This window comes from Pseudomonas sp. KH_017, assembly GCF_057840285.1.
In genome coordinates this window covers 5,621,051-5,647,414 of sequence record NZ_CM174509.1, presented here as the reverse complement: position 1 = coordinate 5,647,414, position 26,364 = coordinate 5,621,051, and the positions used below count along the sequence as shown (strand labels likewise).

The window sequence follows — 26,364 nt, the reverse complement described above, 5'->3', positions numbered from 1 at the left end:
CGAGCAAAACGAGTTTTATATGACGAGCAACAACGAAAGCAAAGTAAAACGCAAAGGCACATTCAAGAGTGCCCCGCTGCCTGAAAAGGTTCTCGCCGCCGAGCCGCCTAAGGGCGACGAGCTGGTCAAGATCGCCGTAGCCGCCCTGGAAGACGTCAAGGCCCAGGACGTGCTGGTGATTGATGTTCGCGACAAGCAGAGCATCACTGACTACATGATCATCGCCACCGGTACCTCCAACCGCCAGATCGGCGCGATGCTGGACAAGGTCCGCGAGGCCGTCAAGGCCCTGGGGATCAAGCCGCTGGGTGAAGAAGGCAAGGGCGACAGCGACTGGGTGCTGTTGGACATGGACGACGTGATCGTCCACATGATGACCTCCAACGCCCGTCAGTTCTACGACCTGGAGCGCCTGTGGAAAGGTGCCGAGCAGAGCCGTGCGGCCGATGGCAAGCACCACAGCCCTGAAGTTGGTCACGAGCACTTCAACAAGCTCAACAAAGACCAGGAATAAGGGACCGCTGTGCGACTGCGACTGATCGCCGTCGGTTCACGCATGCCCAAATGGGTGGAAGAAGGCTGGCATGAATATGCCAAGCGTCTTCCGTCCGAACTGGCGCTGGAACTGGTGGAAATACCGCTCAATACCCGTGGCAAGAATGCCGACGTGGCCCGCTTCATCCGTCAGGAAGGCGAAGCCATGCTGGCCAAGGTCGGGCCGAACGAGCGGATTGTCACTCTTGAAGTCCATGGCAAGCCCTGGAGCACCGAGCAACTGGCGGTCGAGCTCGACCGCTGGCGGTTGGACTCGCGCACCGTCAACTTCATGGTCGGCGGCCCCGAAGGGCTGGCGCCGGAAGTCTGTGCCAGGGCTGACCAGCGTTGGTCGTTGTCGCCGCTGACCTTGCCGCACCCGCTGGTGCGGATTCTGATCGGCGAACAGTTGTACCGTGCCTGGACCGTGCTGTCCGGTCACCCTTACCACAAGTAGTTCTGCCCTCATGTCTCAGCCGATCCGCATCAAGGACCACGAAAAAGACGCCCGTCTGGTGCGTGGCCGCGTCGTGTTCGGGGCAATTGCCGTGGTGGCGCTGATCTGCGTGCTGATCGCGCGTTTGTATTTCTTGCAAGTGATCCAGTACGAGTACCACTCGACCCTGTCGGAAAACAACCGTGTCCACGTGCAGCCGATTCCGCCGACTCGCGGGCTGATTTTCGACCGCAACGGCGTGGTGATCGCCGATAACCGGCCCAGCTTCAGCCTGAGCATGACCCGCGAGCGGTCCGGCGACTGGCAGCAAGTGCTCGACGTGATTGTCGAAGTGCTGGAGCTGACGCCGGAGGATCGGGTGATTTTCGAGAAGCGTATGCGCCAGGGGCGTCGGCCGTTCGAGCCAGTGCCGATCCTGTTTGAGCTGAGCGAAGAGCAGATCGCCCGGATCGCCGTGAACCAGTTCCGCCTGCCTGGGGTGGAAGTGGTCGCGCAACTGGTGCGCCACTATCCGCAGGGTGCGCACTTTGCGCACTCGGTCGGTTACATGGGGCGGATCAACGAGAAAGAGCTCAAGTCCCTCGATCCGGTCAATTACAGCGGCACCCACCACATCGGTAAAACCGGCATCGAGCGTTTTTATGAGCCCGAGCTGCACGGCCAGGTGGGCTACGAAGAAGTTGAAACCAACGCTCGCGGCCGCGTATTGCGCGTGCTCAAGCGTACCGATCCGATTCCCGGCAAGGACATCGTCCTGAGCCTGGACATCAAACTGCAGGAAGCCGCCGAAGCCGCGCTCGGTGGTCGTCGTGGCGCGGTGGTCGCGCTGGACCCGAAAACCGGTGAGGTTCTGGCCATGGTCAGCCAGCCGAGTTTCGACCCGAACCTGTTTGTCACCGGCATCAGTTTCAAGGCCTATTCAGAACTGCGTGACTCTATCGACCGGCCGCTGTTCAACCGCGTATTGCGCGGCCTGTACCCGCCGGGTTCGACGATCAAACCGGCGGTGGCGATTGCCGGTCTGGACGCGGGCGTGGTGACGGCGTCGTCACGAGTGTTCGACCCGGGTTACTACATGCTGCCCAACTACGATCACAAGTACCGTAACTGGAACCGCACCGGTGACGGCTTTGTCGACCTCGATACCGCGATCATGCGTTCCAACGACACCTACTTCTATGACCTGGCCCACAAGCTGGGGATCGATCGGCTGTCGGCGTACATGACCAAGTTCGGCATCGGCCAGAAAGTCTCGCTGGACATGTTCGAAGAATCGCCGGGGCTGATGCCGTCCCGCGAATGGAAGCGTGCGACCCGTCGGCAGGCGTGGTTCCCGGGTGAGACGCTGATTCTCGGGATTGGCCAGGGCTATATGCAGTCGACCCCGTTGCAACTGGCCCAGGCCACCGCCCTGGTCGCCAACAAAGGCGTCTGGAACCGTCCGCACCTGGCCAAGACCATCGAGGGCGTGAAACCGGTGGATGAGAATCCGATGCCGGACATCATCCTGCGCGACCCGTCGGACTGGAACAAGGTCAATCACGGTATGCAGCAGGTGATGCACGGTGCTCGCGGTACGGCACGCAAGGCCTCGATCGGTGCGCAATACCGGATTGCCGGCAAGTCGGGTACGGCCCAGGTGGTCGCGATCAAACAGGGTGAGAAGTATGACCGTTCCAAGGTTCAGGAACGCCATCGCGACCACGCCCTGTTCGTCGGTTTCGCGCCGGCCGACGACCCGAAAATCGTGGTGTCGGTGATGGTCGAGAACGGCGAGTCCGGCTCCGGCGTTGCCGCGCCAGTGGTGCGCCAGATCATGGATGCCTGGCTCCTGGACCAGGACGGTCGGTTGAAGCCCGAATACGCCAGCCCTATCAGTGCAGAGGCTACCGCCCGTGATGAATAACTTCGATCGCATGCTCTCCAGTGAGGATGTGATGCGTCGCCGTGCGACGCTGCTGCAACGCTTGCACATCGACGGCCCATTGCTGATCCTGCTGCTGACCCTGGCCGCCGGCAGTCTGTTCGTACTCTATTCGGCCAGTGGCAAAAGCTGGGATCTGCTAGCCAAACAAGCCACTTCTTTCGGCATCGGCCTGGTGTCGATGATCGTCATCGCCCAGTTCGAGCCACGCTTCATGGCCCGCTGGGTCCCGGTGGGTTATGTGCTCGGCGTGTTGTTGCTGGTAGTGGTCGACATCATGGGGCACAACGCCATGGGCGCCACGCGCTGGATCAACATTCCCGGAGTGATCCGCTTCCAGCCTTCGGAATTCATGAAGATCCTGATGCCGGCGACCATCGCCTGGTACCTGTCCAAACGCACCTTGCCGCCGCAACTCAAGCATGTGGGGGTGAGCCTGTTCCTGATCGGCTTGCCATTCATCCTGATCGTGCGCCAGCCCGACCTCGGCACTTCATTGCTGATTCTGGCGGGGGGCGCCTTCGTGCTGTTCATGGGCGGCCTGCGCTGGCGCTGGATCCTCAGCGTGCTCGCTGCCGCCGTGCCGGTGTCCGTGGCTATGTGGTATTTCGTGATGCACGATTACCAGAAGCAGCGCGTCCTCACTTTCCTCGACCCGGAAAGTGACCCGCTAGGCACTGGCTGGAACATCATCCAGTCCAAGGCCGCCATCGGCTCCGGCGGTGTGTTTGGCAAGGGCTGGTTGCTGGGCACCCAGTCGCACCTGGACTTCCTGCCGGAAAGCCATACCGACTTCATCATTGCCGTATTGGGTGAAGAGTTCGGCCTGGTGGGGATCTGCGCGCTGTTGCTGATCTACCTGCTGTTGATCGGCCGTGGCCTGGTGATTACCGCCCAGGCGCAGACATTGTTCGGCAAGTTGCTCGCGGGCAGCCTGACCATGACGTTTTTTGTTTATGTTTTCGTCAACATCGGTATGGTCAGTGGCCTGTTACCGGTGGTGGGGGTGCCGTTGCCGTTCATTAGCTACGGAGGAACTTCGCTGGTGACGCTACTGTCAGCGTTTGGGGTTTTGATGTCGATCCATACCCATCGCAAGTGGATCGCGCAGGTTTGAATAAGGTGAAATTTTCAATGCAAGTAATGCGTGGCTGGGCGACTCGATACGCGCCATGGGTCGGCCTGGTAAGCATCCTTGGCACCATGCAGGAAGCGTTGGCCGGCGACTACGAAGGCTCACCCCAGGTGGCCGAGTTCGTCGGTGAAATGACCCGCGACTACGGTTTCGCCGGTGAACAATTGATGGGCGTGTTCCGCGAAGCCGAGCGCAAGCAGTCGATTCTGGACGCCATCTCGAAACCCGCCGAACGGGTCAAGCAGTGGAGCGAATATCGCCCGATGTTCATCACCGATGCGCGCATAGCCCGGGGTGTGGACTTCTGGCGTCAGCACGAAGCGGTGTTGGCCCGTGCCGAGCAGGAATATGGTGTGCCGGCCCAGGTGATTGTTTCGATCATTGGCGTTGAAACCTTTTTCGGCCGTAATACCGGAAATTTCCGGGTGATCGATGCCTTGTCGACCCTGGGTTTCGACTATCCTCCCCGTGCCGAGTTTTTCCGCAAGGAATTGCGTGAGTTCCTGCTGCTGGCCCGCGAAGAGCAGGTCGATCCGTTGACGCTCAAAGGCTCCTACGCTGGCGCAATGGGCTTGCCGCAATTCATGCCGAGCAGTTTCCGCGCCTATGCGGTGGATTTCGACGGTGATGGCCATATCAACATCTGGACCAACCCGGACGATGCCATCGGCAGTGTCGCCAGTTACTTCAAGCGTCATGGCTGGATTGCAGGCGAACCGGTAGTCAGTCGCGGCGATGTCCGTGGCGATCAGGTCGACGAAGGTTTGACCGCAGGAATCGAACCGACGAAAACCGTCGGGGAGTTGCGAGCCTTGGGGTGGTCAAGTCATGATGCGCTGCGCGATGATATGCCGGTTACTGCTTTCCGCCTGGAAGGCGACAATGGCTCCGAGTACTGGATGGGCCTGAAGAATTTTTACGCGATCACGCGTTATAACCGCAGCGTGATGTACGCCATGGCCGTACATCAACTGTCTGAACAGCTGGTCCAAGCACGGGGCGTCAAGTAATGCGGGCATTGCCTATGAGTAAACCCCTGAAGCTGATGGCATTCGCCGCGTTGGCAGTGCTGGTCGCCAGTTGTTCGACCAACCGCGCGCCGGCCCAGAAGTCCACCGCCGCCGTGCGCACGACGCCGGGGCTGGACATCAACCGCGCCCACAAGGATGGCGCGCCATGGTGGGACGTCGATGTTTCGCGTATCCCGGACGCCACGCCGACCCTGCACACTGGCCCTTACAAGGCCAACCCGTACACTGTGCTGGGCAAGACTTACTTCCCGCTGCAAGAGTCCAAGACCTATGTCCAGTCGGGTACGGCGTCCTGGTACGGCACCAAATTCCATGGCCAGAACACTGCCAATGGCGAGGTGTATGACCTGTATGGCATGAGTGCCGCACACAAGACATTGCCACTGCCGAGTTACGTTCGGGTGACTAACCTGGACAACAACAAGAGCGTGATTCTGCGAGTCAACGACCGCGGGCCGTTCTACTCGGACCGGATCATCGACTTGTCCTACGCTGCCGCCAAGAAACTCGGTTACGCCGAAACCGGCACCGCGCGGGTCAAGGTCGAAGGCATCGACCCGCAGCAATGGTGGGCCGCCAAGGGCCGTCCGGCACCATTAATGCTCAACGAACCGAAAGTCGCACACAATAGCGCCCCGGTGATCACGGCTTCGGCCGGCACCGTCGAGCAATGGACGCCGCCGCCACAGCAACACGCCGCCGCGGTGGTGCCTGTGCAGCTTGATGCAAAAAAAAACGCTTCTGCACCAGCCTCTGGCCAGTATCTGCAGGTGGGCGCGTTCGCCAACCCGGACGCTGCAGAACTCCTGAGATCGAAGCTCAGCGGGACGGTGAGCGCTCCGGTGTTCATCAGTTCGATCGTGCGCAATCAGCAGACCCTGCATCGGGTTCGCCTGGGTCCGATCGGATCGCCGGGTGAAATCCAGCAGGTGCAGAACAGTGTGCGCCTGGCCAATCTCGGTTCGCCAAGCGTTGTGACTGAGTAATACGTAGGACTTGATTGACGGTTCATCTGCGGTTTTGGGGGGTGAACCAGGTTGTTGGCTCTTCGAAGAACAAAAGCCCGGCAAAGGGTGATTGGAGTGAGCAACTGAACACGCGATGACTCGTTAGAAAGTCATCTGATTAGTTTTGCCCTTGGGCAGTTTCCATTAGCGATTTCGAGAGACGGATGAACATCACCACCTTTGCCAAACGCCTGTTCCTGTTAGTCCCGCTGCTCCTCTCACCCGCCGCGTTCGCGGTCGAGATGATGCCGTCGCCACCGCAACTGGCCGCCAAGGCCTACGTGCTCATGGATGCCAGCAGCGGCAACGTGCTGGTCGAGAACAATGGTGACCAGCGTCTGCCACCGGCCAGCCTGACCAAGCTGATGACCGCGTACATCGCGACCCTGGAAATCCGTCGCGGCCAGATCGGTGAAAACGACCCGGTAACCGTCAGCGAAAACGCCTGGCGTACCGGCGGTTCGCGGATGTTCATCAAGGTCGGCTCTCAGGTCACCGTCAGCGATCTGCTGCACGGCATCATCATCCAGTCGGGCAACGACGCCAGTGTTGCGCTCTCCGAGCACATCGCCGGTAGCGAAGACGCGTTCGCCGACATGATGAACAAAACCGTTAGCGACCTGGGCATGACCAACAGCCACTTCATGAACCCGACCGGTCTGCCGAACCCGGAGCACTACTCGTCGGCTCACGACATGGCGGTACTGGCTCGCGCAATCATTCACGAAGACCCGGCTCACTACGCGATCTACTCGCAGAAAGAGTTCTTCTGGAACGGCATCAAGCAGCCGAATCGTAACCTGCTGCTGTGGCGCGACAAGACCGTTGACGGTCTGAAAACCGGCCACACCGACGAAGCCGGCTACTGCATGGTGTCTTCGGCCGTACGTGATGGCATGCGCCTGATCGCCGTGGTGTTCGGTACCAACAGCGAAGTGGCCCGTGCCGCCGAAACCCAGAAGCTGCTGACCTACGGTTTCCGTTTCTTCGAAACCCAGACCTTCTATCAGAAGGGCACCGAGCTGGCTCAGGCTCCAGTCTGGAAAGGCTCCACCAACCAGATCAAGGCTGGCCTGGCGCAAGACCTGACCATGACCCTGCCAAAAGGCCAGCTGAAAAAGCTCGCTGCCAGCATGACCATGAACCCGCAGCTGATCGCGCCAATCGCCAAGGGCGACGTGATCGGTAAAGTCGAAGTGAAACTGGACGACAAGGTGGTGCACAGCGCCGATCTGATCGCTCTGGACGCCGTCGAGGAAGGTGGTATCTTCCGCCGCATGTGGGATAGCATCCGTCTATTCTTCTTCGGCTTGTTCAACTGAATTTAGTGTGCACCTGCATGGCTCCGCGCTGATCTGGCGCGCAGCCATGCCCGTCGCCACGGCTTACGCTTACGAGGCCGTTACGCCATGACCGATACCGAAGTAAAGGCGCCAAAAATCGAATTCCCAGCCAATGATTACCCGGTTAAGGTGATCAGCGACACCGGCGTGGGCAACAAGGACAGGATCATCGATATCGTTCGCAAACATGCAACGATCAACGATGAGCGTGTTGACGAGCGCCAGAGCAGCAACGGCAAATACACCACCATTCAGTTGCACATCGTCGCGACCGACCAGGACCAGCTGTACAACATCAACAGCGAGCTGCGGGCCACCGGTTTCGTGCACATGGTGCTGTGATGTCTGGCACGCTGGGCTTTCGCGAACTCGGCCAGATGGCTTACGAGCCAGTCTGGCATGCCATGCAGCGCTTCACCAACGAACGCGGCAGCGATGCCGCCGACGAGATCTGGCTGGTTGAGCATCCCGCGGTGTTCACCCAGGGTCAGGCCGGCAAGGCCGAGCACCTGCTGCTCCCCGGGGATATTCCGGTGGTGCAGGTCGACCGTGGTGGTCAGGTGACCTACCACGGCCCCGGCCAGCTGGTGGCTTACCTGCTGCTGGACGTGCGCAAGCTCGGGTTTGGCGTGCGCGATCTGGTCAGCCGGATGGAGCAATGCCTGATCGAGTTGCTGGCCAGTTACGGTGTGACCGCCGTGGCCAAGCCCGATGCACCGGGTGTCTACGTCGACGGAGCGAAAATCGCTTCCCTGGGTCTACGGATCCGCCACGGCTGTTCCTTTCACGGCCTGGCCTTGAACGTGGACATGAACCTGGAACCGTTTCGACGGATTAATCCCTGCGGCTACGCCGGGCTGGCGATGACCCAGCTGAGCGATCACGCAGGATCGATTGAATTTGCCGAGGTAAGTGCCCGGCTGCGTGCGCAGCTCGTCAAGCACCTCGACTATGCTGAGCAGACGACCCTGACGGGCGGAATCGACTGATATGACTACTGATGCAGTGCAAACCATGATCCCGACGCTCGATGTCACCGAGCGCCCGGCCCCGCGTCCCAAGGTTGAAGCCGGCGTCAAGCTGCGCGGCGCCGAAAAGGTTGCACGCATCCCGGTGAAGATCATTCCGACCACCGAACTGCCGAAGAAACCAGACTGGATTCGTGTACGCATCCCGGTTTCGCCGGAAGTCGACCGCATCAAGGCCCTGCTGCGCAAACACAAGCTGCACAGTGTGTGCGAAGAGGCGTCCTGCCCGAACCTGGGCGAGTGCTTCTCCGGTGGCACCGCGACGTTCATGATCATGGGTGACATCTGCACCCGTCGTTGCCCGTTCTGCGACGTTGGCCACGGTCGTCCGAAGCCACTCGACGTCAACGAGCCGGAAAGCCTGGCCATCGCCATTGCCGATCTGCGCCTCAAGTACGTGGTGATCACCTCGGTAGACCGTGACGACCTGCGTGACGGCGGTGCCCAGCACTTTGCCGACTGCATCCGTGAAATCCGCAAGCTGTCGCCGAACGTGCAGCTCGAAACCCTGGTCCCGGACTACCGTGGCCGCATGGACATCGCGCTGGAAATCACTGCCGCCGAGCCGCCGGATGTGTTCAACCACAACCTGGAAACCGTGCCGCGCCTGTACAAGGCTGCACGTCCGGGTTCCGACTACCAGTGGTCGCTGACCCTGCTGCAACGCTTCAAGCAGATGATGCCGCACATTCCAACCAAGTCCGGTTTGATGCTGGGCCTGGGCGAGACCGACGAAGAAGTCATCGAAGTCATGAAGCGCATGCGCGAGCACGACATCGACATGCTGACCCTCGGCCAGTACCTGCAACCGTCCCGCAGCCACTTGCCGGTGCAGCGATTCGTGCATCCGGACACCTTCGCCTGGTTCGCCGAGGAAGGCTACAAGATGGGCTTCAAGAACGTTGCCTCGGGTCCGTTGGTACGCTCCTCGTATCACGCCGACGAGCAGGCCAAGCTGGTCAAGGCCGAGCTGATGTCGTCCTGATCGACTGTGAAACATAAAACGCCCGCAAGGTTTCAACGCCTTGCGGGCATTTTTTTGCCTGGCCCATGGCAACGGCTGTTTTTTCCTGCAACCTGCGGGGCAACGGTTCCTCTTCTGTTTGTCCCCGTTCCTGACTACTGTGTGCTGAAGATTTCACGCAGGGAGATTCACGGATGACCGCTCGACCGACCCACACTCTTTGTCCTCATGCTCCCGTCCCGGCACTGCCGTCGGAAGGTATGATCGGCGTTATCGCCCCTGCTGGCCCAGCCCCGCTGGACACCGACAAGGCGGTGCAATGGATGCGTGCCCGGGGTTATTCACTGAAAGTGTTTCCCGGGGTCTACGAAAAAAACGGCTACCTGGCCGGTAGTGACGAGCTGCGACTTGGCGACCTGCATGCAGCGTTCGCCGACAGCGAGGTGGATGCCATCATCTGCCTGCGTGGCGGTTACGGCACGCCCCGGCTGCTCGATCGCATCGATTTCAAGTTGCTGCGTGACAACGCCAAGCCGTTCATCGGCTACAGCGACATCACCGCGCTGCATTTGGCGATCAGTCGTTATGCCGGCTTCGTGACCTTTCATGGTCCGATGCTCAATGCCGACCTGCTGGGCGACAAGCAAAAACCTACGGAGCCTTCCTTCTTCAACATGCTGCGAGGGCAGGTGAGGGCGGGAACAGTGCTGGCTCATCCGGCAGCCTACCCGCTGACCACGATCGAGCCGGGCGTGGCACATGGGCGCTTGCTCGGTGGCAATCTGGCCATGATCGCCGCGACCATGGGTACGCCCTACGAGATTGACGCCGAGGGCGTCATTCTGTTGATCGAGGACATCAACGAGCCGCTGTATCGCATCGACCGGTTGCTGATCCAGCTGCGATTGGCAGGCACGTTGCACAAGCTGCGCGGCGTGTTGGTCGGGGATGTGGCGGGGGTTGAGGTGGCAGCGCTGGACAGGTTGCTCAAGCAGACCTTCGAGCCATTGAAGATTCCGGTGCTGTCCGGGTGGCGCAGTGGGCATTGCAATCCGAACCTGACGCTGCCCATGGGGGCCTTGGTCAGACTGGATGCCGGGAACAAGGAATTGGTGCTGGAGCAGGATGTGGTGGTCAGGCGCTAGATTTTTATCGCCTGTTAGTCAGTCTTCGCGAGCAAGCCCGCTCCCACATTGGATCTGTGAACGCCACAAAATCAGTGTGGGAGCGGGCTTGCTCGCGAAAGCGGTTCCAGCCATACGACAAACTATCGGTTACGCAACCCTTCCAGCAACTTGTGCGTCGGATGCCCGTCCGCCGGCCAGCCAAATGACTGCTGGGCGCTGCGAATCGCCTTGCGGGTGTTGGCGCCGATGATCCCGTCGGCGGTGCCGGCGTCATAGTTTTGCGCGCTCAGCAGGTTTTGCAGCTCAATCCGCTCGGTACGGCTCAGAGGCAGATCATCCTTTGGCCACGTGCCGCTGATCAGGCCTGCGCCATTGAAGCGTTCCGACAACAGACTCACCCCCAGGGCGTAGGACGACGAGTTGTTGTACTTGAGGATCGCCCGGAAGTTGTCGAGCACCAGGAAGGCCGGGCCGCGGTAGCCAGCTGGCAGCAACAGGGCCGCGGACAACTGCTCTGAGCCTGCCGGGACCTGGCCACCGTTGGGCAGCGTAACGCCCAGTTGGCGCCACTCGGAGACACTCTTGCGAATCGTGCCATCGGCCAGTACGTAATTGAAACCGCTCGGCAGCTGGACTTCGAAGCCCCAAGGCTGACCTCTTTGCCAGCCGGAGCTTTGCAGGTAATGCGCGGTCGAGGCCAGGGCATCGGCCGAGCTGCCCCAGATATCACGGCGCCCGTCACCATCGAAGTCCACGGCATGGGTGTTGTAGGTGGTCGGGATGAACTGGGTCTGGCCCATGGCACCGGCCCAGGATCCGAGCATCCTCTCGGGTTCGATGTCGCCTTGCTGCAGGATTTGCAGGGCGGCAATCAATTGCGCGTGGGCGAAACCGGGACGACGACCTTCGTAGGCCAGGGTCGCCAGCGAGTTGATCACCGACTTGCTGCCCTGGAACTGCCCGAAGTTACTCTCCATGCCCCACACCGCCACCAGCGCCTGGCGATCGACGCCGTAGCGCTGCTCGATACTTTGCAGGACATCAGCGTATTGGTTGACCAGCGACTGGCCTTTGCGTACCCGCAGCGGCGACAAGGCGCCGTCGAGGTATTCCCAAACCGGTTTTGCGAATTCCGGTTGGCTGCGGTCTGCGCGGATCACGCTGGGGTCGAAGCTGACATCGGCGAAGGCGCGGTCGAACAGATCGGCGCGGATACCGGCGGCCAGGGCATCCTTGCGGAAACCTGCCTGCCATTCGGCGAAGGTCTGGGTTGGCTGGATGTCGAGGTTCTCACCGGTCGGAACCACAGGCGGAATAACCGCCGGGGCAGTGGCGACAGGGAGCGTCTGAAGCGGCTGAGCGTCGGCTGCGGTCGGTTTTTCCGCGCAGGCGACAAGTAAAACAAGGCTGGAGGCAGCGATCAGTTGGCGCAGGTGCCAACGACGGGAAAGACAAAAGGGCATGCACGGGTCCAGGGAATACGAATCAGGTACAGACCTTACCATGTCAAAGGGGTGTTCTGCTTTACGCAGCCAGAAAGTAAGAAGCCTCCCAGCTGTCAGACTGGAAGGCTTCGCGGCGGTAACTGCCTTTGCCCTTGGCCGGGCGTTCCTGGCGGCTGCGGAACAATGGCTGGGCGACGATGGATTTGGCCTTGTTGGGGCCACGCTTTGATGGCTTTTTGCTCATGATGATTTCTCGCAAGTGAGTGGATTTTGCGAGGCGAATCATCGGCCGAAGTCGCGGACCTGTCTAGTCCCTACACTGTGTAGGACTTTTCACTCTGCCGGCAACGACAATCGCTGCCCGGCCATCAACAATGTCAACCGGCTCAAGCTCATCCACGGCGAACCGGCTGCCTGGCCCTTGATCTGCGCATCGATACGCTGCGCTTCGAGCAGCAGTTGCGCCCAGCGTTGGGCCGAGTAGCGTTGCAGGGCCTTGCTCACCAACGGTTTACGTTTGTCCCAGACCGGAGGTTTGGCCTGGCTGAAGGCCTTGTCCAGCGGCGTGCCCTGGCTGTATTGCAGGGAAATATTGGCCAGCAGGCGCAACTCCCGTGCCAGGGCCCAGAGAATCACCGGCGGTTCGACGCCTTCGCCGCGCAACCCTTCAAGCATGCGCAAGGCATGGGCCGCTTCACCATTGAGCACCGCATCGGTCAGGCCAAAGACATCGAAGCGCGCACTGTCGGCCACCGCAGCCTGCACGGTTTCGACGGTGATCTGGCCGCCTTCGGCCATCAGTTTGAGCTTTTCGATTTCCTGGGCGGCGGCCAGCAAGTTGCCCTCGACCCGCGCGGCGATCAGCTCAACGGCGTCCTGGCTGGCGGAAAGCCCGGCCTGGGACAGGCGCTGACGGATCCAGCTCGGCAACTGGGCGACATCGACAGGCCAGATCTGCACGAACTGGGTCTGCTGTCCTTCGACCAGCGCTTTACCCCACTTGGTTTTCTGTGCGCTGCCATCGAGCTTCGGCAAGCTGATCAGCAGTACGGTGTCGTCGGCCGGGCGCGAGCAGTATTCGATCAGTGCGGCGGCACCCTTGTCGCCGGGTTTGCCGGAAGGCAGGCGCAGTTCCAGCAGACGCTTTTCGGCGAACAGCGACATGCTGGCGCCGGCTTGCAGCAGCGTGCCCCAGTCGAAACTGGCGTCGGCGGCAAACACCTGGCGTTCATCGAATCCCTGTTGGCGGGCGGCAGCGCGAATGACGTCGGCCGCCTCCTGGCACAGCAGCGGGTCATCGCCGCTGATGATATAGACCGGCGCAAGGGCGCCTTGCAGGTGTTTGGCGAGTTGGGCGGGGGCGAGCTTCATAAGAGAGGGCGAACGGGGCGCCTGGGCGCCCCGTAAGTCTTACTGCTGCGGCAGTTCGATAGGCGACTGACGCGGGGTTTCCGCTTCAGCCTTTCGTGCCGCGTCCAGTGCCGCGGCGTCAGCCTTGGCCTTGGCTTCGGCAGTCTGCTGCAATTGGTCCAGTTGGGTTGGGTTCAGTTGTTCAAGGCGCAGCATCATGCGTTGAACCATCTCCCGGCGACCTTCTGCCCGTGCCGTTGCGGCTTCCTGGTCGGACCCCACCAGGTTGTTGCCGTCGTGCATGTAGATTTTCTGTACTTCGATTTTGTCGCTCAGCAGTGGCAGATCGCCGCGGCCACGGAAGTCGTAGTTCAGCACGGTGGTGATCTGGTACTCGCCGGCATGACCGGCACCTGCGTAGCTGAGGATGCGCTGGCTTTCCTGTTCATTGGTCAGCACCAGCTTGTAAGGAGCGCCGGTATAGACGTTGACGCCGCTGCCAATCAGTACCTGACGCAACTGGGTCACGGTTGGACCATATGCGTTACGGGCGCTCAGGTCGAGTTCCTTGATCGCCAGTTCATTGGTGCCGGTGCCGCGCAGCTGGAAACCGCAGGCGCTCAGCAGAATCGCGAGGCCCATCACCAGCAGATTGCGTTTGATCATCTTGTTGCTCCCCTTGAAACCATGTGGGCCGATCAAGCGGCCCGAAAGGTTTTACTCGGCGCCAGGCTCACCTGGCGCCTGATCCAATTAGCTGGCGACGATATTGACCAGTTTCCCGGGCACTACGATCACTTTACGAATGGTCAGACCATCGACGAAACGCAGCACGTTTTCGTTGGCACGGGCTGCGGCTTCGACTTCTTCGCGGCTGGCGCTGGCGGGCATTTCGATGTGGCCACGCAACTTGCCGTTGACCTGAATCACCAGTTGCAGGCTGTCCTGTACCAACGCGCTGTCATCCACCACCGGCCAGCCGGCGTCGATCACAGGTTCAGCGTGACCTAGTTGATTCCATAGCTCGTGGCTGATGTGCGGCGTGATCGGAGCCAGCAGCAGAATCACGGTTTCCAGGCCATCGTGAATCAGTGCGCGATCCTGTTCGGTGGCTTGCGCGGCTTTTTCCAGCACGTTCATCAGCGTCATCACCTGAGCGATGGCGGTGTTGAATTTGTGGTTCTGGCCGACGTCCTGGCTGGCCTGCTTGATGGCCAGGTGGATCGAACGACGAACGGCTTTCTGCTCGTCATTCAGGCTGGCGACGTCCAGTTTGCCCGGCAGGCCCTGAGTGACGTGGGCTTGAGCCAGGCGCCAGACGCGCTTGAGGAAACGGTGCGAACCTTCGACGCCGGAGTCGGACCATTCCGCGCTCATGTCAGGTGGCGAAGCGAACATCATGAACAGGCGGCAGGTGTCTGCGCCGAACTGGTCGATCATCGACTGAGGGTCGACGCCGTTGTTCTTCGACTTGGCCATCTTCTCGGTACCGCCGATTTCCACCGGCAGGCCGTCAGATTTCAATTTGGCGCTGATAACCTTGGCTTTGCTGTCACGCTCAAGCTCGACGTCCGCCGGGTTGAACCAGGTGTAGGCGCCGTTGGCTTCGCGACGATAGTAAGTCTCGGCGATCACCATGCCCTGGGTCAGCAGGTTCTTGAACGGCTCGTTGGAGCTCACCAGGCCTTCGTCGCGCATCAGCTTGTGGAAGAAGCGCGCGTAGAGCAGGTGAAGAATCGCGTGTTCGATACCGCCGATGTACTGATCCACCGGCAGCCAGTGGTCGGCCGCCGATTTTTCCACCAGGCCACCTTCAAAGTGCGGCGAGGCGTAACGGGCGTAGTACCACGAGGACTCGACGAAGGTGTCCATGGTGTCGGTTTCACGCTTGGCAGGCTGGCCGCATTTAGGGCAGCTGCACTCGTAGAACTCGGGCATGCGCGCCAGTGGCGAACCGGCGCCGTCGGGTACGACGTCTTCCGGCAGCACGACAGGCAGTTGATCTTCCGGTACCGGCACGTCACCGCAAGTGTTGCAGTGGATGATCGGGATCGGGCAGCCCCAGTAACGTTGGCGGCTGATGCCCCAGTCGCGCAGGCGGAACTGGGTACGCGAGGCGCCCAGTTCTTTCTTGATCAGCGCGACTTCGATGGCGTCGAAGGCGCCCGCGAAGTCGAGGTCGTCGAACTCGCCGGAATTGATCAGCGTGCCGTACTCGCCGTAGGCGTCTTGCCATGGCGCCGGGTTGCTGTCACCGGAACTGGTGCGCACGACCGATTTAACCGGCAGGTTGTACTTGTGGGCGAATTCGAAATCGCGCTCGTCGTGGGCCGGAACCGCCATTACCGCGCCGTCGCCATAGTGCATCAGCACATAGTTGGCGACCCAGACCGGCAGTTTTTCGCCGGTCAGCGGGTGCTCGACGAACAGGCCGGTCGGCAGGCCTTTTTTCTCCTGGGTGGCGACGTCGGCTTCGGCCACGCTGCCGCCCTTGCATTCAGCGATGAACGCTTGCAGCTCAGGATTGTTCTGTGCGGCCAGGGTAGCCAGGTGGTGTTCGGCGGCCACGGCGACGTAGGTCGCGCCCATCAGGGTGTCCGGACGGGTGGTGAAGACTTTCAGCGCGCCGGTTTCGCCGATGGAATCGACGTTGTACGGGAACTGCACTTCCATGCCGCGGGATTTGCCGATCCAGTTGCGCTGCATGGTCTTGACCTGTTCAGGCCAGCCAGTCAGTTCGTCGAGGCTCTCCAGCAGCTCATCCGCGTAGGCGGTGATCTTGAAGTAGTACATCGGGATTTCGCGCTTTTCGATCAGCGCGCCGGAACGCCAGCCGCGACCGTCGATCACTTGCTCGTTGGCCAGGACGGTCTGGTCGACCGGGTCCCAGTTCACGGTGCCGCTTTTTTTGTAAATCACACCTTTTTCGAACAGGCGAGTAAACAGCCATTGTTCCCAGCGGTAGTAATCGGGCTTGCAGGTGGTCACTTCACGCGACCAGTCCACCGCCAGGCCCAGGCTGCGCAGCTGGGACTTCATGTAGGCAATGTTTTCGTAGGTCCACTTGGCGGGCGCTACGTTGTTCTTCATGGCGGCATTTTCCGCTGGCATGCCGAAGGCGTCCCAACCCATGGGTTGCAGAACGTTCTTGCCTTGCATGCGCTGGTAGCGGGAGATCACGTCGCCGATGGTGTAGTTGCGCACGTGCCCCATGTGTAGCTTGCCGCTGGGGTAAGGGAACATCGACAGGCAGTAGTAAGTCTCCTTGCCTGGCTGTTCACTGACTTCAAAGGACTTTTGCTCGTCCCAGAACGACTGGGCGGCGGCTTCGATTTCACGGGGCTGATATTGTTCGTGCATGGCTACTTTTGAACTGAATAGGGGTGGCCTAATCCTCTTCAATGCAACGCTGGACGGTGATCACGCCACATTGGCGTTTTCGATGCCCAGCCGAGCTGGAAGTGGAGTTACAGGAAGCGCCGTAGCATACATGACCGCGCTCTACCGAGGGAAACCCTGATTGCTGCCGCACGTCTCGCGAAAACCGCCGCGAGGGCCGTTGGTCGCGGCGTTCAGCCGGTTTGTTCATGGAAGCTAAGCTCTAACTGGGGAGTAGGTCTTATCTTCCAATGAGGTGAGGGATGGTTGAGTCACAGCAAAAAGCTACAAAACCGGAGCTGTACGAAAGGCTGATCGATCGTTTGGCCTTGGCCCTGGATGCGGCAAGGACCGCTGGCCGGTTGCGCGACGAACACCCTCTGGAACTGGAACTGCGTGGTCTGAGCCCCGCAGAGTTTGCACTGGTCAAGGCGTACCTGGATCGCAGTGAGCGTGAGACACACGGATGCTTGTCAGAGGCGGTAAAGCAACTCGACGTACCACGATCGGCCAAGATCATCTGGCTCAAGGACAAGGTTCCCGGCAGAGACGCGGTAAAGGTCCGGTCTTTCCAGTTCAAATAGGGCACAGAGCCATGCTCCATGTGTTTTTGAAGCATAGTCCTTCCGTAATGATTGTCGCATTGCGCCAACCCACTTAGGCTTCGGGCATCTCCGGGAGATGCTCAATGCCTTTTCGTTATTTCGTAAAACAACTTCTTTTGCCACCCGGCATTCTATTGCTGCTGCTTTTGCTCGCCTGGTGGTTGCGCCGCTCAAGGCCAAGGCTTGCCGGTGCGTGCTTTGCTCTGGGGCTGGGTGGTTTCTGGCTGATGAGTCTGCCGGTGGTGGTGCAGTGGAGTGCCGGCTTGCTCGAGCGGGAGCCACCGCTGGCCCGCGATGAATGGGCAATCCTGGGGCAGCGCGCGGACGCGATCGTGGTCCTCGGCTCGGGGCGCGAGCGTGGTGATGCGGCCTGGGGAGCCGACCAGCCCACGGGTATAGGCCTGGAACGCCAGCGCTTTGCCGCGCGGCTGGCCAAGGCTTCCGGCCTGCCGGTATTGACCAGCGGCGGCCTGCATTACGGCACTCCGCCAAGCGAAGCGCAGATGATGGCTGACTCCTTGCGCGACGATTTTGGCGTGACCGTGCGCTGGCAGGAAGGACGCAGCCGCACGACCTGGGAAAATGCGCAGTTCAGCGCCGAGGTATTGCTGCCACAGGGCATCAAGCGTGTGGTGCTCGTGACTCATGCCTGGCATATGTCACGAGCGGTCTGGAGTTTTCGCAAGGCCGGGTTTGAGGTAGTGCCGGCGCCAGTAGGGTTTCTGGGCGGCGACAATGGGCTGCCACTGGGTGGCTGGATGCCGGAGTTCAAGGCGATCTGGCAGAACGGGCAGTTGATGAACGAGGCGGTGGGGCAGGTCGGTTATTCGTTGTTCTACTGAAGTGATGTCGGCGCTGATTGATGAGGTGCCTGTGATGCCGCCTTCGTCGGATCGCCGCCCGGAGCAAGCCCGCTCCCACATTTGATCGGCGTCGTACACAAATACTGTGACCGACTTAGATCCAGTGTGGGAGCGGGCTTGCTCCGGGCGGCGATCCGACGAAGCTTTTAAACAGTCTTGGCCATCCGGCTCGCAATCAGCGCCCAGCCAAACAACAACATGCAGAGAATGAGCAATGGCCACGAACGCCATTCCAGGTACGGCGTGAGGTTGTGCATCGGCACCACTTCGCCATACAGGATGCCGCGTTCGAACTGCGGGATCTGATCGGTAATCTGACCGAACGGGTTGATCAGGCCAGACACACCGTTATTGGTGGCGCGGATCATCCAGCGGCCGGCCTCCAGCGCACGCATCTGCGCCATCTGCAGGTGTTGCAGCGGGCCGATGGAGGTGCCGAACCAGGTGTCGTTGCTGATGGTCAGCAACAGGTCGCTGCGGGCGGCGAGGCTGGCGGCGAATTCCGGGTAAACCACTTCATAACAGATGTACGGAGCGATCTGATAACCCTTGGCCTGCAGCAGCGGTTGGTCAGCCGGGCCGCGGGCGAAGTCCGACATTGGCAGGTCGAAGAAGGCGATCAGCCCGCGCAGCACATCCTGCAGCGGAACATATTCCCCAAACGGCACCAGTTTTTGCTTGAGGTAAGTGCCGTCGCCTTCGCCGACAACGGTGATGCCGTTGAAGAAACGCTTCTCGTGGCGGACCTCCATGCGGACCGGGACACCGGTAATCAACGCCGATTTACGTTCGGCCGCGAAGTTGCCCATCATGTTCAGGTAGCCCTCGGCGGACTCCTTGAGCACCGGGATCGCCGTTTCCGGCCAGATGAGAAGATCGACGCGCCTGGAGCTGAAACTCATGTCGCGGTACAACGCCAGTTGCGCGTTGAGCTGCGTTGGGTCCCATTTCATGCTTTGTTCGATGTTGCCCTGAATGGCGGCGACGCTCAGCGGCGGGCCTGACGGGCTGGTCCAGGCGTGGTGCTTGAGTGCCATTCCGACCAGCCATGGGCCGACCAACAGCAATGCACCGGCAGCGATAAAACCTTTGCGCCCTGTGCGAACCAGGCGCAAGCCGTTGTAGATCAACGCAGCCGTCAGGGCCAGGGTGAAGGAAATCAGCCACATCCCGCCGATGGGTGCGAGCCCGGCCAGCGGGCCATCGAGCTGGCTGTAACCGGAATACAGCCACGGGAAACCTGTCAGGAACCAGCCGCGGAAGGCCTCCTGAGCGACCCACAGCGCCGCGAAGGCGAGGGCGTCGGCCAGCGGCGCCTCATTGCGGCGCAGCCAGCGCGCCCAGATCCAGGCGGGCAGGGCAAAGAACCAGGCAATCGCCGCCGTGAAGAGCAGCATCAGGAAACCGGCCAGCAATACCGAAGCGCCACCAAAGTGGTGAATGCTGTAGTAGATCCAGCTGGTGCCGGCACCGAATAGGCCGAAACCGAAACACCAGCCGCGCCCCAATGCCTGACGTGGGCTCAGTTCGCGCAGACCGGCATAGAACAGGCCTACGGCGAGCAGTGCCAGTGGCCAGATATCGAACGGCGCCAGGGCCAGTGTGGTGATTGCACCGGCCGCCACGGCCAGCAGGTTACCGGGCCAGCCGGGGCGGGTTGTCCAGCGCATTTCAATCCTTAGCGAGCAATGGGCGTCAGGCGAAGCAAGTGAATCCGACGGCTGTCGGCGTTCAGGATGCGGAAACGGTACGGGCCGATTTCAGTGATTTCGTTGCGTTTTGGCAAATGCCCGAACGCGCTCATCACCAGGCCGCCGACGGTGTCGAACTCATCGTCGGAGAATTCGCTGTCGAAGAACTCGTTGAAGTTCTCGATCGGCGTCAGGGCCTTGATCAGGAAATCACCGCTGGGCAGCGGCTTGATGTAGCTGTCTTCTTCGACGTCGTGTTCGTCTTCGATGTCGCCGACGATCTGTTCCAGTACGTCTTCGATGGTCACCAAACCGGCCACGCCACCGTACTCGTCAATGACGATGGCCATGTGATTGTGGTTGGCGCGAAATTCGCGCAGCAGCACATTAAGGCGCTTGGATTCCGGCACGAAGGTGGCCGGGCGCAGCAGGTCCTTGATGTTGAAGTTGTCGCCGTTCTCCTTGAGGATCAACGGCAGCAAGTCCTTGGCCAGCAACACGCCCATCACGTCATCGTGGCTTTCGCCGATCACCGGGTAGCGGGAGTGGGCCGAGTCGACCACGGCAGGCAGGAACTCGCGGGGTGTCTGGGTCGCCTTGATGCTGACCATTTGCGATCGCGGGACCATGATGTCCCGGACCTGCAAGTCAGCCACCTGGATGGCGCCTTCGACGATGGCCAGCGCTTCGCTGTCCAGCAGTTTGTTCTGGTGCGCATCGCGCAGCAGCTCCAGCAGCTCCTGGCGGTTTTTCGGCTCGTGGGCAAAAGCCTGGGTGAGCTTACCCAGCCATGACTTCTGCCCGTTGCTCGATCGATCTTCGCTCATAGCGATTACTCTGAATCCTTTGTTGTTTCGGTAGGGGATACATCTGCTTCGTCGTCCGCGTACGGATCGGGAAAGCCCAGTTCTGCAAGCAACGTTCGTTCCAGTGCTTCCATTTCTTCGGCTTCCTCGTCATCAATATGGTCGTAACCAAGCAGATGCAAGCAGCCGTGAATCACCAGATGTGCCCAATGGGCCTTGAGTTCCTTGCCCTGTTCAGCGGCTTCACGCTCGACCACGGCCACGCAGATCACCAGATCGCCCAGCAGCGGGATGTCGAGGAACTCATCCGGCACGTCGGCCGGGAATGACAAGACGTTAGTTGCGTAGTCCTTTTGCCGCCAGGTGTGGTTCAGCTCGCGTCCTTCGGCCTCGTCGACCAGACGAATGGTCATCTCCGAGTCGGCGGTGCGCTGGCGCAAAGCCAGCTCGCACCACTGGCGGAACTCGGCTTCGCTGGGGGCGCAGGCTTCGGTGGCGATTTGCAGGTCAAGCTCAAGCATCGCGGCGGCTATCCTTGGCGGCGGCATCATCGGCCGCTTTGGTTTCGAAGCGCTCGTAGGCTTCGACGATGCGCTGCACCAATGGATGGCGCACGACGTCCTTGGGCTGGAAATGGGTGAAGCTGATCCCCGGCACATCCTTGAGCACTTCAATCACGTGGTGCAGGCCGGACTTGGTGCCGCGTGGCAGGTCGACCTGGGTGATGTCCCCGGTGATGACGGCCGTGGAGCCGAAGCCGATCCGGGTCAGGAACATCTTCATTTGCTCGACCGTGGTGTTCTGGCTTTCGTCGAGAATGATGAAGCTGTTGTTCAGCGTACGGCCGCGCATGTAGGCCAGGGGTGCGACTTCGATTACCTGGCGCTCGATCAACTTGGCAACGTATTCGAAGCCGAGCATTTCGTAGAGCGCGTCGTAGAGCGGACGCAGGTACGGGTCGATTTTTTGCGACAGGTCGCCGGGCAGGAAGCCGAGTTTTTCACCCGCTTCGACCGCCGGACGCACCAGCAGGATGCGGCGAATCTGCTCGCGCTCCAGTGCATCCACCGCGCAGGCCACAGCCAGGTAAGTCTTGCCGGTACCGGCCGGGCCGATGCCGAAGTTGATATCGTTACCGAGGATTTCCTTCACGTAGCGCAGCTGATTCAAGCCGCGGGGGCGAATCATGCCTTTCTTGGTGCGCAGGGCCACGGACGGTTCGGCGGGGGAGTGATTGTCCAGCTGCTCGACGGCCGATTCCTGCAGGAACAGGTGCACCATGTCCGGCGACAGCTCGGTACCCTTGGTTTCCCGGTACAGGCGGCGCAGGAGGTTTTCCGCGGAGGTGGTGTGTTTGGGTTCGCCGATCAGCTCGAACTGGTTTCCGCGATTGCGGATCTCGATGGTCAGGCGCTGTTCGATCAAGCGCAGGTGCTCGTCGAATTGCCCGCACAGATTGGCGAAGCGACGAGCTTCAAAAGGCTCGAGGATGAAACGATGTGGTTCTATGGGTGCGTTCAAGGTCGTATTTAGCCGCCCTGGGGCAATAGTGATGAATCAAGGATAGCGCCAGTGGGCTGGGCGCGAAAGCTCTTATACAGACCAAGTTGATTCACTGGCCTGGCGCTGTCCCTTTGGGAGCGGGCTTGCTCGCGAAGAGGGGGTGTCAGTCGACAATAATGTAGCTGACAGACCGCATTCGCGAGCAAGCCCGCTCCCACAGGGATCTTCAGTGTTACTGGATCAACGAACCCCGCAACGAGTGCGGCTGCGCGGCATCGATGTGCACATCCGCGAACTGGCCGATCAGGGTCGGATTGTCGCAGCGGAAGTTGACGATACGATTATTCTCGGTCCGGCCTTGTAGTTCGCCCGGGTCCTTTTTCGAGTAATCGGTCACCAGGATCCGCTGGATCGAACCGACCATTTGTCGGCTGATCTCGAAACCTTGCTGGTTCAATCGATGCTGCAGGGCATTCAGGCGTTCTTTTTTCAGTTCTTCCGGAGTGTCGTCGGCCAGATCGGCGGCCGGTGTGCCCGGGCGCTGGCTGTAGACGAACGAGTAGGAAAAGTCGAAACCGACATCCTGGATCAGCTTCATGGTCTGTTCGAAGTCTTTTTCGGTCTCGCCCGGGAAACCGACGATGAAGTCCGAGCTGATGCAGATTCCCGGCACGGCGGCGCGCAGCTTGCGCAGTTTGGATCTGTACTCCAGCGCGGTGTGGTTGCGCTTCATCGCGGCGAGGATGCGGTCCGAGCCCGATTGCACCGGCAAGTGCAGGTGCTTGACCAGCTCCGGCACGTCGGCGTGGGCCTGGATCAGGCTGTCGGAGAACTCCAGCGGATGCGACGTGGTGTAGCGGATACGGTCGATGCCGTCGACGGCGGCGACCACGCGGATCAGCTCGGCCAGGTCAGCCAGGCGCCCATCATGGGTCGTCCCACGATAGCCGTTGACGTTCTGCCCCAGCAGCGTCACTTCGCGCACGCCGTTTTCAGCCAGGTGAATGATCTCGGCAAGCACGTCGTCGAACGGCCGGCTGACCTCTTCGCCACGGGTGTAGGGCACCACGCAGAACGTGCAGTACTTGCTGCAACCTTCCATCACCGACACGTAAGCGCTCGGGCCGTCGATGCGGGGCTCGGGCAAATGGTCGAATTTTTCGATTTCCGGGAACGAGACGTCGACTTGCGGCAGCTTGCTGATGCGCGCGGCGTCGATCATTTCCGGCAGGCGGTGCAGGGTCTGCGGGCCGAAGACCACGTCGACGTACGGCGCGCGATCACGGATGGCCGCGCCTTCCTGGCTGGCCACGCAACCGCCGACGGCGATCACCATGTCCGGGTTGGCCAGCTTCAGTTCGCGCCAGCGGCCGAGCTGGGAGTAGACACGGTCCTGTGCACGTTCGCGGATCGAACAGGTGTTGAGCAGGATCACGTCGGCGTCTTCAGCGCGGGCGGTGACTTCCAGGGCCTGATGTTCGCCCAGCAGATCGACCATGCGCGAGCTGTCGTACTCGTTCATCTGGCAACCGTGGGTTTCGATGTAAAGCTTCTTGGCCATGGAAAGAGTCATCACGTGATTCAAAGAACCGCGCATTATAGGGAACATGTACCCAGGTTCCTACCGCTGCGCGTCCGATGGCTATGCTATAGTTCGCGCCCTCATTTTTATCCCCCGATGTGTTTCGCCTGCCATGACCAAACGTGAAGCTCCAATCTACAAGGTGATTTTCCTCAACCAGGGCCAGGTGTTCGAAATGTACGCCAAGCAGATCTATCAAAGTGATCTGTGGGGCTTTCTGGAAGTGGAAGAGTTCGTCTTTGGCGAGCGCACGCAAGTGGTCGTCGATCCGAGCGAAGAAAAGCTCAAGGCTCAGTTCGAAGGCGTGGTGCGCAGTTTTGTGCCGATGCATTCGATCGTGCGTATCGACGAAGTCGAGCGTATGGGAACACCGAAAATCAGCGAAGCCCGTGGCGCGGTCGGCAATGTCATGCCGTTTCCGATGCCGATGCCTGAGAAGTAAGCCTCTGTGGTGTGGTGAGCTTTGTGGCGAGGGGGCAAGCCCCCTCGCCACAGGGGACCGAGTCGCTGTCAAGGCAGTGGCGAAAACGGCGTACGCCCGTCAGCGCTCTGCAATTCCATCAAATATTTACGGAAGATTTGCCCGAGCACCTGGGTAGCAAGCTCCAGTTCTTCGCGGGGCATCTTTTCGGTGACTTCGTCGGCGGTGTCCAGGGCATCTTCGGCGCCGTTGACCGCCGCCATCTTCAGCAGGATGTACGCCTGAACATTATTGGCCGGCACGCCTTCGCCGTGGAAGAACATGGTGCCGAGTTTGAATTGCGCCTGGGCGTGGCCTTGCAGCGAGGCCTTTTCGAAATAACTCAGGGCTTGATTGAGGTCGCGCGGGGTGTTTTTGCCTTCGTAGTAGAACTCACCCAACTCGTATTGCGCTTGCGCATCCCCTTCTTCCGACGCTTTCTGGCAGGCGGCGAGCGCCTGTTCCAGGTCTTGCGGCTGGGTATTGAGGGTGCAGCGACCCATCGCTGGGATTAACAACGAGTTGCCGCCTGCTTGTGCGTGCGCGAGCAGGGGCTGAAGAAGCAACAGGCAGCCCAGTGCAAGGGTGCGGCCGGTGCGGTTCATGGGAATCGACTTACCTCTGAAGGGCGCGCGGACCCATCGAGGGATCCAATAAGCGCGCATTATGAAATAAGCAGGGGCAACCTTACAAAGTCTTTACTCGTTTTTCTGCTGCGCGGGAAATTTATCGCCCACTTTGCGGGGGATTATTAGCAGATGAGTAGGGAAAAACGTGGGGATGCAGGCGAAAGCTGACGCTGGCAAGGGCCAGCGTCAGCATTTGAGCGTTACTTCAAGGCCGCGAAGGCGCGCTCGGCGGCGTCCAGGGTCAGCTGCAGTTCAGCCTCGCCGTGGGCAATCGAAGTGAAACCGGCTTCGAATGCGCTCGGTGCCAGGTACACGCCACCTTCGAGCATCAGGTGGAAGAAGCGGCCGAACAGGGCTGCGTCGCTGGCCATGACGTCATCAAAAGTAACGATGTCGTCGGCACCGCTGAAGTACAGGCCGAACATGCCACCGGCCTGGGTGGTCACGAACGGAATGCCGGCCGCATCGGCGCGCTGTTGCAGGCCGTCGAGCAGGCGAGTGGTGTAGTCGGTCAGCTCGGCGTGGAAGCCCGGGCGGCTGATCAGGCGCAGGGTGGTCAGGCCGGCAGCCATCGCCAGCGGGTTACCGGACAGCGTGCCGGCTTGGTAGACCGGGCCCAGCGGGGCGATGCGCTGCATGATTTCGCGCTTGCCACCGAAGCAGCCGACCGGCATGCCACCACCAATGATCTTGCCGAAGGTGGTCAGGTCCGGCGTCACGCCGTAGTGCGCCTGGGCACCGCCGAGGGCGACACGGAAGCCGGTCATCACTTCGTCGAAAATCAGCACCACGCCGTGCTTGTCGCACAGGGTCCGCAGGCCTTCGAGGAAACCCGGTGCCGGCGGCACGCAGTTCATGTTGCCGGCCACTGGCTCTACGATAATGCAGGCCACGTCCTGGCCGACTTCGGCGAGCATGGTTTCTACCGCGTCGATGTCGTTGAACGGCAGGGTCAGGGTGTGTTTGGCGAATGCCGCCGGTACACCGGCCGAACTCGGTACGCCCTGGGTCAGTGCGCCGGAACCGGCCTTGACCAGCAGGCTGTCGGAGTGACCGTGGTAGCAGCCTTCGAACTTGATGATGCTGTCGCGGCCGGTGAAGCCACGGGCCAGGCGAATGGCGCTCATGGTCGCTTCGGTGCCGGAGCTGACCATGCGCACCATTTCCATCGACGGCACCAGCGAGCAGACCAGATCGGCCATCTGCGTTTCCATCTCGGTCGGGGCGCCGTAGGACAGGCCGTGCTCAAGCTGCTTGCGCACCGCGTCCAGCACGTCTGGATGGCTGTGGCCGAGGATCATCGGACCCCAGGAACCGACGTAATCCACATAACGCTTGTCGTCCTCGTCGGTGACGTAGGCGCCTTCAGCGTGCTTGAAGAACAACGGCGTGCCGCCGACGCTCTTGAACGCGCGAACCGGCGAGTTCACGCCACCGGGAATGTGTTTCTGGGCATTGGCAAACAGCGTTTCGGAACGAGACATGATCGGGCTCTCAAATCA

General features: G+C 60.7%; 26 protein-coding genes. 14 read left to right on the top strand and 12 right to left on the bottom strand.

What is annotated here, in order from left to right; genetic code table 11:
• Positions 1-19 precede the first annotated feature (19 nt).
• The 11 genes from rsfS (at position 20) to AC3IT6_RS25680 (ending at position 10,568) form a co-directional block, all read left to right on the top strand.
• On the top strand, positions 20-514 hold the full coding sequence (rsfS, locus tag AC3IT6_RS25730; RefSeq protein ID WP_007975896.1) for a ribosome silencing factor: 495 nt from the start codon (positions 20-22) through the stop codon (positions 512-514).
• 9 nt (positions 515-523) lie between these two features.
• Positions 524-991, top strand: coding sequence for a 23S rRNA (pseudouridine(1915)-N(3))-methyltransferase RlmH (gene rlmH / locus AC3IT6_RS25725; protein ID WP_003185785.1), 468 nt, complete (start codon positions 524-526; stop codon positions 989-991).
• Positions 992-1,001: 10 nt separating this feature from the next.
• Complete coding sequence (gene mrdA / locus AC3IT6_RS25720; RefSeq protein ID WP_223449076.1) at positions 1,002-2,897, top strand: penicillin-binding protein 2; 1,896 nt, start codon at positions 1,002-1,004, stop codon at positions 2,895-2,897.
• 31 nt (positions 2,898-2,928) lie between these two features.
• Positions 2,929-4,032: a rod shape-determining protein RodA gene (gene rodA, locus AC3IT6_RS25715; protein ID WP_053162859.1), complete on the top strand. Its 1,104-nt coding sequence runs from the start codon at positions 2,929-2,931 to the stop codon at positions 4,030-4,032.
• A gap of 17 nt (positions 4,033-4,049) precedes the next feature.
• A complete protein-coding gene (mltB, locus tag AC3IT6_RS25710) occupies positions 4,050-5,060 on the top strand; it encodes a lytic murein transglycosylase B (protein ID WP_489353537.1) in 1,011 nt (336 codons plus the stop codon).
• Positions 5,060-6,067 (top strand): septal ring lytic transglycosylase RlpA family protein, encoded by a 1,008-nt coding sequence (locus tag AC3IT6_RS25705; RefSeq protein WP_489353536.1) that lies wholly within the window; start codon positions 5,060-5,062, stop codon positions 6,065-6,067. The genes mltB and AC3IT6_RS25705 overlap by 1 nt, the downstream gene beginning before the upstream one ends.
• Before the next feature lie 185 nt (positions 6,068-6,252).
• A complete protein-coding gene (locus tag AC3IT6_RS25700) occupies positions 6,253-7,410 on the top strand; it encodes a D-alanyl-D-alanine carboxypeptidase family protein (RefSeq protein ID WP_150726959.1) in 1,158 nt (385 codons plus the stop codon).
• Positions 7,411-7,497: 87 nt separating this feature from the next.
• Positions 7,498-7,773, top strand: coding sequence for a DUF493 domain-containing protein (locus AC3IT6_RS25695; RefSeq protein ID WP_095941984.1), 276 nt, complete (start codon positions 7,498-7,500; stop codon positions 7,771-7,773).
• Positions 7,773-8,420 (top strand): lipoyl(octanoyl) transferase LipB, encoded by a 648-nt coding sequence (gene lipB / locus AC3IT6_RS25690; protein WP_223449073.1) that lies wholly within the window; start codon positions 7,773-7,775, stop codon positions 8,418-8,420. Before AC3IT6_RS25695 ends, lipB begins: the two co-directional genes overlap by 1 nt.
• A gap of 25 nt (positions 8,421-8,445) precedes the next feature.
• Positions 8,446-9,444, top strand: a complete 999-nt coding sequence (gene lipA, locus AC3IT6_RS25685) for a lipoyl synthase (protein ID WP_162130289.1) — start codon at positions 8,446-8,448, stop codon at positions 9,442-9,444.
• A 173-nt stretch (positions 9,445-9,617) separates the two neighbouring features.
• Positions 9,618-10,568 carry a S66 peptidase family protein gene (locus tag AC3IT6_RS25680; RefSeq protein WP_489353535.1) on the top strand — a complete coding sequence of 317 codons (951 nt, stop codon included), beginning with the start codon at positions 9,618-9,620 and terminating at the stop codon, positions 10,566-10,568.
• A gap of 122 nt (positions 10,569-10,690) precedes the next feature.
• Here the strand turns inward: AC3IT6_RS25680 and AC3IT6_RS25675 are convergent, their stop codons facing one another.
• The 5 genes from AC3IT6_RS25675 to leuS all read right to left on the bottom strand — a co-directional run bounded on the left by AC3IT6_RS25675 (position 10,691) and on the right by leuS (position 16,705).
• Complete coding sequence (locus AC3IT6_RS25675; protein WP_489353534.1) at positions 10,691-12,013, bottom strand: lytic murein transglycosylase; 1,323 nt, start codon at positions 12,011-12,013, stop codon at positions 10,691-10,693.
• Between the two features lie 61 nt (positions 12,014-12,074).
• Entirely contained in the window at positions 12,075-12,239 is a 165-nt protein-coding gene (gene arfA / locus AC3IT6_RS25670; protein WP_489353533.1) for an alternative ribosome rescue factor ArfA, read from the bottom strand.
• Positions 12,240-12,328: 89 nt separating this feature from the next.
• The gene (gene holA / locus AC3IT6_RS25665) at positions 12,329-13,366 is read right to left on the bottom strand and encodes a DNA polymerase III subunit delta (protein ID WP_223449068.1); all 1,038 of its coding nucleotides are present in this window, start codon (positions 13,364-13,366) and stop codon (positions 12,329-12,331) included.
• Between the two features lie 39 nt (positions 13,367-13,405).
• Entirely contained in the window at positions 13,406-14,011 is a 606-nt protein-coding gene (locus AC3IT6_RS25660; protein WP_489353532.1) for an LPS-assembly lipoprotein LptE, read from the bottom strand.
• 87 nt (positions 14,012-14,098) lie between these two features.
• Complete coding sequence (gene leuS / locus AC3IT6_RS25655; RefSeq protein WP_489353531.1) at positions 14,099-16,705, bottom strand: leucine--tRNA ligase; 2,607 nt, start codon at positions 16,703-16,705, stop codon at positions 14,099-14,101.
• A 281-nt stretch (positions 16,706-16,986) separates the two neighbouring features.
• On the opposite strand from leuS, the gene AC3IT6_RS25650 reads away from it, so the two are divergent.
• Both AC3IT6_RS25650 and AC3IT6_RS25645 read left to right on the top strand, forming a co-directional pair.
• Positions 16,987-17,307: a hypothetical protein gene (locus tag AC3IT6_RS25650; protein ID WP_108216349.1), complete on the top strand. Its 321-nt coding sequence runs from the start codon at positions 16,987-16,989 to the stop codon at positions 17,305-17,307.
• A gap of 104 nt (positions 17,308-17,411) precedes the next feature.
• Positions 17,412-18,170, top strand: a complete 759-nt coding sequence (locus tag AC3IT6_RS25645) for a YdcF family protein (protein ID WP_489353530.1) — start codon at positions 17,412-17,414, stop codon at positions 18,168-18,170.
• Between the two features lie 167 nt (positions 18,171-18,337).
• Here AC3IT6_RS25645 and lnt read toward each other — a convergent pair whose 3' ends face one another.
• From lnt to miaB, 5 genes are all read right to left on the bottom strand, one after another.
• Positions 18,338-19,861, bottom strand: coding sequence for an apolipoprotein N-acyltransferase (lnt, locus tag AC3IT6_RS25640; RefSeq protein ID WP_489353529.1), 1,524 nt, complete (start codon positions 19,859-19,861; stop codon positions 18,338-18,340).
• Positions 19,862-19,869: 8 nt separating this feature from the next.
• Positions 19,870-20,709, bottom strand: a complete 840-nt coding sequence (locus AC3IT6_RS25635; protein WP_008022962.1) for a CorC family transporter — start codon at positions 20,707-20,709, stop codon at positions 19,870-19,872.
• A gap of 5 nt (positions 20,710-20,714) precedes the next feature.
• Positions 20,715-21,209, bottom strand: a complete 495-nt coding sequence (ybeY, locus tag AC3IT6_RS25630; protein WP_151214177.1) for an rRNA maturation RNase YbeY — start codon at positions 21,207-21,209, stop codon at positions 20,715-20,717.
• On the bottom strand, positions 21,202-22,209 hold the full coding sequence (locus AC3IT6_RS25625; protein WP_008022966.1) for a PhoH family protein: 1,008 nt from the start codon (positions 22,207-22,209) through the stop codon (positions 21,202-21,204). Before AC3IT6_RS25625 ends, ybeY begins: the two co-directional genes overlap by 8 nt.
• A 214-nt stretch (positions 22,210-22,423) precedes the next feature.
• The gene (gene miaB / locus AC3IT6_RS25620) at positions 22,424-23,752 is read right to left on the bottom strand and encodes a tRNA (N6-isopentenyl adenosine(37)-C2)-methylthiotransferase MiaB (protein ID WP_489353528.1); all 1,329 of its coding nucleotides are present in this window, start codon (positions 23,750-23,752) and stop codon (positions 22,424-22,426) included.
• 133 nt (positions 23,753-23,885) lie between these two features.
• Here miaB and AC3IT6_RS25615 point away from each other — a divergent pair, with 133 nt between their 5' ends.
• Positions 23,886-24,215 (top strand): DUF1820 family protein, encoded by a 330-nt coding sequence (locus tag AC3IT6_RS25615; RefSeq protein WP_008052403.1) that lies wholly within the window; start codon positions 23,886-23,888, stop codon positions 24,213-24,215.
• Positions 24,216-24,283: 68 nt separating this feature from the next.
• Here the strand turns inward: AC3IT6_RS25615 and AC3IT6_RS25610 are convergent, their stop codons facing one another.
• Both AC3IT6_RS25610 and hemL read right to left on the bottom strand, forming a co-directional pair.
• A complete protein-coding gene (locus AC3IT6_RS25610; protein ID WP_223449063.1) occupies positions 24,284-24,838 on the bottom strand; it encodes a tetratricopeptide repeat protein in 555 nt (184 codons plus the stop codon).
• A gap of 224 nt (positions 24,839-25,062) precedes the next feature.
• Complete coding sequence (gene hemL / locus AC3IT6_RS25605) at positions 25,063-26,346, bottom strand: glutamate-1-semialdehyde 2,1-aminomutase (RefSeq protein ID WP_489353527.1); 1,284 nt, start codon at positions 26,344-26,346, stop codon at positions 25,063-25,065.
• Positions 26,347-26,364: the final 18 nt, after the last annotated feature.